Raw genomic sequence first — 6,352 nt, 5'->3', positions numbered from 1 at the left:
TTTATATAGAATATTATATAAATAACCATGCCACCATCGGCAAGGGCGAGATCATCGTACGCGATAACCCCGGCCACTCATTGGACGGTCTGAACCGCGATCCATCCCAGGCATTGAAAACTGAGCAGACCGCCAATGTCAATATCGATTGGAAACCAGCATTCAGTTATGTGAATACCGTGCTGGACGGTTGGGGCGTCCCCTCTATCCTTACAGGGACATTTAAAACTTCTTTGACGATCCTAAAATCTTTTTGAATAAGCTACAGGACAATTTGGCCAAGAGTATTCCGTTGCTGAAACGGCCGAAGCAAAATGGGGACAATACGGCGCTACCAGATACACAAACGCCATCCCCCACGTCAATGCCGCCGACTCCCGATGCGCAAGCTAGAACACAACTTTAGGAAATAATCATGCGCAATATTTTTTTCTTGGCTGTTGTCTATTGCCTACTTTTTGGCTGTGGTTTTGGAGGGTTCGTGGATAAATGCGTCAACGGCCCTCCTCCTAGCCCTCCACGCGAGCCTCTGCGTGACACAGAGACAGGAGAAATTATTAAAATGTGGGTTCCCCGAAAGATGATCAGCTTGTCCACTTGGCCGTTTCAAGCCAGAGGCGAAGAAGATAGATGCTCTAATGGGTATTATATAGGGAAAAATATCGCTGATCTTTTCCCCACACAGCGCGGTATTTATAAGGTTCTACCTAATTATGGGAATCGAATATGGGCGTATTATTATTACTATGGAGAAGATATGCCTGGTTTTGATACTACAGATTGGTATATAACAGTATTTAACATTTACGCAGATAAAAATGGCCGTATTTATGGTTGTTATTGGGGGAAGTTTCCAGGCGATTATCGTGTAAAACACGGTACATCTGACGGTATCCGGCCATGACCGCAAGGCCTCTCTTCACGGAGAGGCCTTGCTCGTTTTATAGGGAGAGATAATTTTCAAGAAATGAAAAACAGATAATTTATATTATTGTCACTGCCTATGTCACTATCGGCAACGGGGAAATCATAGTGCGCGATAATCCCGGCCAGTCCCTGGACGGTCTGAACCGCGACACTTCTCAGGCCATGAAGACTGAACAGGCAACTAATGTAAATATCACTCTGAATCCGGCCTTTACCTATGTGGACACCATACTGAACCCGAATATGACAACCAATGTATTGAATACCTTGAATGAACTCTCCACAGACCCCGGCGACTTCTTTAAAAGAATCTTTACGGGCTTGTTTGGTGGCGATAAGGACAAAGGCAAAGATAAAAAGGAAGACGGGGCTTCCCAACCGGCTGGAGAGAAGAAACCTACAGCGGCTGAACAAGCCTTGCAGGGGCTAGGTAATGATCCGATGGCTTTTCTCCTGAAGCATTGGGCAATATGTTTGCCAATCCTCCGGCCAAGAAGGATACGCCTGTAACACCGACATCTGATGCTGGAAGGTAGGAGACAGTATGTACAGAAATGTTGCCTTGCTCTGTGTATTTGTACTGCTGTGTGCCTGCGGCCCTTTACCGCAATATAATAAAAGTGGGTTGTGGGGGAAATATCCAGAAAATTTTGTAGATACAAAAACTGGCTTTACATTATGGATGCCTAAAAATATGCATGCGCGACAAGGTATGTACGCCTATGTAGTTGAGCGGCAAATGAAATATTGTGGGAATGGAAGTTTCAGGGGCGTTAAATATGACAAGCCGGAAGGAGATGTATATAAGCAATTCCAAGATGGAAATCGCATATATGCCTATTATTACTATACATAAGATGTTGAAGTCGGAGTTGATGCACCCGCATTTAACTTAAAACCAACACAAATGAAAGTTGATTACGATGTTATTTTTAATATTACAGTCAATAAAGATGGAATAATTACGGCATGTAAATGCATGCGACTACAGAATGGGACATCAACATATTAGAAGGTGTCGCCATGAGATGGGTTTTCGTGTTATATCACGGAGCAAGAATTCTTTGGCGCTACTGTCTTTAGACATATACTCATTCGTCTAAAGCATGCAAGGTGTATACTCTTGCTTCAGCCGTTGCAACGAAACTACCTACGGATGAGGACAGCAGAGCTAGGATACTCGCTTCAGCCATTGCGATGAAAGAAGCAATGTATGAAGACAGCAATGAGTTACACAAAACTCCTCTCATCGAGATTACTGTCGCTATCCGTATCGTTGCTGTCCTTCCTTATCTGTACGCCACTTCGCGGCTACAGCTAGTCAACACAGTAGAGCTGTGAAGATCTAGATGAAAAGTACAAAAATGTACCCGGGTGGATGGCCAGTATTTTTAAAGCTGAGGGAAAAACAAAAATATGGTGGGGCAATACTCAAAAGGACATTATGTTTTCACCCGGCAAGTTTGCTCACAGCTATACGGAAAGTACGCAAACCGCCTATGCCACCGTCGGCAAGGGGGAAATCATTGTGCGTGCTAATCCCGGCCAGTCCTTGGACGGTCTGAATCGTGATCCATCCCAGGCCCTCAAGACCGAGCAGACCGCCAACGTCAATATCGACTGGAAACCAGCCTTCAGCTATGTGGACACCGTGGTGGACGGCTGGGGCGTTCCGTCTATCATCACCGGCACGTTCAATTTTTTCGTCGATCCTAAGGCCTTTTTGAATGAGTTGCAGGGCAATCTGGCAAAGAGCATTCCGCTTTTGAAGCGCTCTGAACCCAAAAAAGATGAGCCTTCTAATCCAGTGACGGGCTCGCCTGCTGTCTCCTCAATGCCGCCCGCTTCTGGCCCGCAAGCCAGCGCGCAACACTAGGAGACCCGCATGCGCAATATTCTTTTATTAGTGGCGGTCTGTTGCCTGTTTTCCGGCTGCGGCTTTGGTAATTTTGTGGATAAATGCATTAACGGTCCCACCCCCAGCCCGCCACGGGAACCATTACGCGATGCAAAAACAGGTGAAGTAATTAAGATTTGGGTTCCTAAAAACATGTTAAGAACATCATCATGGGAATTCCAGGCCAGAGGCGAAGAGTCTAGATGCTCCAATGGTCATTATTGGGATAAAAAAGATTGGGAACTGTTTCCCAGTCAGCGAAGTATTTATAAAATACTACCAAATGGAGATAAAATTTTTGCATATTACTATTATTATGGAGAGGATATGCCAGGATTTGATACCACAAAATGGTATATAACTGTTTTCAATATTTACGCCCATCCAGATGGAGAAATTTATGCCTGCTACTGGGCAAAATTTCCGAGCGAATATCGCCTGGAGCACGGTACATCTGACGGCATCCGGCCATGACCGCAAGACCTCTCTTCACGGAGAGGCCTTGCTCGTTTTATAGGGAAGAGATAATTTTTAGAGAAAAAATAACTTATATATAATATTACATAAATAACCATGCCTCTATTGGCAAGGGTGAGATCATTATACGCGATAATCCCGGTCAATCTTTGGACGGTCTGAACCGCGATCCATCCCAGGCATTGAAAACTGAGCAGACCGCCAATGTCAACATCGACTGGCAACCTGCCTTCAACTATGTGAAAACCATGCTGGACGGTTGGGGCGTCCCGTCTCTGACTACTGGCACTTTTGATTTCTTTGCCGATCCCAAGGGCTTTTTGAATGATATTCAGGATAACTTAGCTAAAAGTATTCCTTTATTGAAACGACCAGAACAGAAAAAGGAAAGCCCATCAACGCCCACGGCCCAAGCGCCAAATTCCGAGGCAACGCCGTCTGTTCCCGCAGCGCCGGGCGCCGTACAAAGGTAGACTTATATGCGTAACCTTCTTTTGTTGCTGGCTGTCTGCGGTCTACTTTCTGGTTGCTTGAAAGAGGTTATATTTGGAAGCGACAAAACCGCTTCCCCTAGGACAGAGCAGGACGCTTTGCACAATCCTGTAACAGGGGAAGTGGTTAAAATATGGATGCCTGACGATATGCGCCAAACTGCTGCTTGGCCATTTCAGGCTAGAGGCGAGGAAGCACGCTGCTCCAACGGGCACTACTTGGGTAAAAATGATTGGGAACTTTTCCCCAGCCAACGTAGTATTTATAAAATATTGCCAAATAGCGATAGAATATGGGCCTATTATTATTACGGGGAAGATATTCCTGGATTTACAACAACAAAATGGTATATAACAGTTTTTAATATTTATGCGCACTCCAATGGGGAAATTTATGGCTGTGTCTAGGATAGATATCCAAGTAGCTATCGATCAAAATATAGTACATCCGATGGAATTAATCCGAATATTCATCCACCGCGTTGAAAAATACAACCTATTCTTGCAAGGCCTCCCATCGCGGGAGGCCTTGCTCATTTTATAGGGGAGCGATAATTTTCAGGAAAGTAAAAACAGATAATTTATATTATTGTTACTGCCTATGTCACTATCGGCAAGGGCGAGATTATTGTGCGCGACAATCCCAGCCAGTCCCTGGATGGCCTGAACCGCAACCAGAACAAGGGCACCAGCGAAAACCAGAGTGTCACCAATATGAACTACAAAGCGGCTTTCAGTTATGTAGACGAGGTTATTGGCATGCAGGGCATTCCCTATGCCCTGAAGGATGCCAATGAAATGTGGGAAGACCCTAAAGGCTTTTTGGGGAATCAGTGGATAAATGTCCAAGATGCCTTTGCTGGTCTAAAAAGTTCTTTCAGCCAGCTTTGGGATACCTTGAGCGGCAAAGAAAAGCAGTCGGAGCAACCCAAAGCGATGCCGCCTGTTGACAATACTCCTCAACAGTAAAGCAAGAAGAGTCAGTCATGCGCATAGTTAACGCCCTTGTCCTTTGTTTTGTATTACTTTGCAGCTGCCGTCCCGTTGGAACAGTTACCCAGCAAGATTTTCCAGGTGTATGGTTTCCACCAGAGGCAGAAAGCATGTATGGCGAGAGCGATCTTGATGCAAATAGAGAATGGAGGCTATGCGGAAATGGACATTATATAGGATTTTCAATCAATAATATGGATCATAGAAAAACAAAAAAATGTAAACAAATAGAAAATGGAGATACAATATGCACATACTATTATTGGTATAAAATAGATGATGCGTATGAAAATTCCATACCATGGACTGCTGTATTTAATATAAAATATAATTCACAAAAAATTGTCTATTGGTGCAAGGGGCAAAGAACAATAGGCTACCCATAATTGACTAGAGAATTCAAATTTTGAAATATTCAAACAAATTGTGTTGAAATTGTGTCAACTTTCAACGCCAATTCTATTTTATCCTGCAATAAATTGAATTTAGACGCACGATGCAGCCTCGTGGCCGCTAGGATAATTTTTATTGCCCCAATACACATGATATAGTACATCCATTAAGTAGATATGAAAAAAATATTTTTTGCGCTTATATGCTATTGCCTCCTTGCTGGATGTGGTGAGGCAATACAAAGTCAATTCTATGCTGCGCACTTGCCTGCAAGCGTGCAAAAGCAACAAATGCCTTGCGCTCAAATTGATGTGGAGGTAGATCGTTGCCTGAATGGATATTATAATAACATAAAAATAACGGATGAGAAATTTGAAGGGAAAAACCTCTCCTTTCTTGATTTTGAAAATGGAGAGAAGCTATACTATGCGGAATATTATTGCGAATGGGTTAGTGCCTTTACTTGTTGTAAAAAATCTCTTGGTTTTAATGTTACGGTGAATGCTCAAGGCATGACTCAAAACAGCATTGGAGAAAAAGTTGTTGATTGTTGGCTATGCTCGAAATGGGAATAGGAATGGCATTCCTTGCACCGCAATGGGGAGCGCGTCACCAGTAAATCCTCCACTGTGGCCGCCGAGGGCAATCTCAGCCTGCTGGCCGGAGTTTCGGGCCTGACGCCCGGCGCATCCACGCAGACCGGCCACGCCTCGGTGGTGGGCTCCAATCTGGTCAGCGGCAAGGACCTTACCGTGGCCGCCAGCGGCAACGTCAACGTGGCCTCGGCCCAGGACACCTACTTTTACAGTTATTCCAAATCCTCCACCGGCGCGCTGGGACTGAGTTCCTCGTCCAAAAAGGAAGGTAAGGCCACCGTGACTCAGGTGGAATCCAACCTCATCGGCCGGAATGTCACCCTGGACGCAGGCAAGAGCGTCAGCGTCACGGCCTCCAACCTGGCCGCCGTGGACAATATCAACCTCACGGCCCGCGACGGCGACGTGGCCGTTGTGGACGGCAAAAACCAGTCCACGTCCTGGTATCACAAAAAGCAGACCGGCTTCGGCCTGGGCGGGGGCGGCTCCTTTACGAGCTTCTACGGCACCGAGGGCAAAAAGGAGCAAAGCGCGGGCAGCACCAGCAAGGGCTCGGCACTGGCCGCCGGACAGGACAT

Annotated in this window: 11 protein-coding genes and 1 pseudogene; all 12 read left to right on the top strand. The window is 45.5% G+C overall.

Annotated elements, in window-relative coordinates:
* A pseudogene (locus HMPREF1022_RS18875) lies at window positions 1-257 on the top strand (hypothetical protein); the annotation flags it as partial.
* 158 nt (window positions 258-415) lie between these two features.
* Entirely contained in the window at window positions 416-904 is a 489-nt protein-coding gene (locus HMPREF1022_RS18085) for a hypothetical protein (RefSeq protein WP_147568331.1), read from the top strand.
* A 128-nt stretch (window positions 905-1,032) separates the two neighbouring features.
* Window positions 1,033-1,437, top strand: a complete 405-nt coding sequence (locus HMPREF1022_RS18870) for a hypothetical protein (RefSeq protein WP_009302468.1) — start codon at window positions 1,033-1,035, stop codon at window positions 1,435-1,437.
* Window positions 1,438-1,471: 34 nt separating this feature from the next.
* The gene (locus tag HMPREF1022_RS18075) at window positions 1,472-1,783 is read left to right on the top strand and encodes a hypothetical protein (protein WP_156802866.1); all 312 of its coding nucleotides are present in this window, start codon (window positions 1,472-1,474) and stop codon (window positions 1,781-1,783) included.
* A 522-nt stretch (window positions 1,784-2,305) separates the two neighbouring features.
* Window positions 2,306-2,803 (top strand): chitosanase, encoded by a 498-nt coding sequence (locus HMPREF1022_RS16545; RefSeq protein WP_232221562.1) that lies wholly within the window; start codon window positions 2,306-2,308, stop codon window positions 2,801-2,803.
* Window positions 2,804-2,812: 9 nt separating this feature from the next.
* Window positions 2,813-3,298 (top strand): hypothetical protein, encoded by a 486-nt coding sequence (locus HMPREF1022_RS18070; protein ID WP_156802865.1) that lies wholly within the window; start codon window positions 2,813-2,815, stop codon window positions 3,296-3,298.
* A gap of 152 nt (window positions 3,299-3,450) precedes the next feature.
* Entirely contained in the window at window positions 3,451-3,774 is a 324-nt protein-coding gene (locus HMPREF1022_RS17245) for a chitosanase (protein WP_232221561.1), read from the top strand.
* A 6-nt stretch (window positions 3,775-3,780) separates the two neighbouring features.
* Window positions 3,781-4,200, top strand: a complete 420-nt coding sequence (locus tag HMPREF1022_RS18065) for a hypothetical protein (protein WP_156802864.1) — start codon at window positions 3,781-3,783, stop codon at window positions 4,198-4,200.
* 222 nt (window positions 4,201-4,422) lie between these two features.
* Entirely contained in the window at window positions 4,423-4,761 is a 339-nt protein-coding gene (locus tag HMPREF1022_RS06725) for a hypothetical protein (protein WP_009302463.1), read from the top strand.
* 17 nt (window positions 4,762-4,778) lie between these two features.
* Window positions 4,779-5,171: a hypothetical protein gene (locus tag HMPREF1022_RS18060; RefSeq protein WP_147568327.1), complete on the top strand. Its 393-nt coding sequence runs from the start codon at window positions 4,779-4,781 to the stop codon at window positions 5,169-5,171.
* A gap of 183 nt (window positions 5,172-5,354) precedes the next feature.
* Entirely contained in the window at window positions 5,355-5,753 is a 399-nt protein-coding gene (locus HMPREF1022_RS18055; protein ID WP_147568326.1) for a hypothetical protein, read from the top strand.
* A 12-nt stretch (window positions 5,754-5,765) separates the two neighbouring features.
* Window positions 5,766-6,352 (top strand): hemagglutinin repeat-containing protein (locus HMPREF1022_RS06720; RefSeq protein ID WP_009302462.1); only part of this gene is annotated, 587 nt, incomplete at its 3' end.

This window comes from Desulfovibrio sp. 6_1_46AFAA, from assembly GCF_000224635.1.
Taxonomy (GTDB): domain Bacteria; phylum Desulfobacterota; class Desulfovibrionia; order Desulfovibrionales; family Desulfovibrionaceae; genus Desulfovibrio; species Desulfovibrio fairfieldensis.
This window is presented reverse-complemented; position numbering and strand designations above follow the sequence as displayed.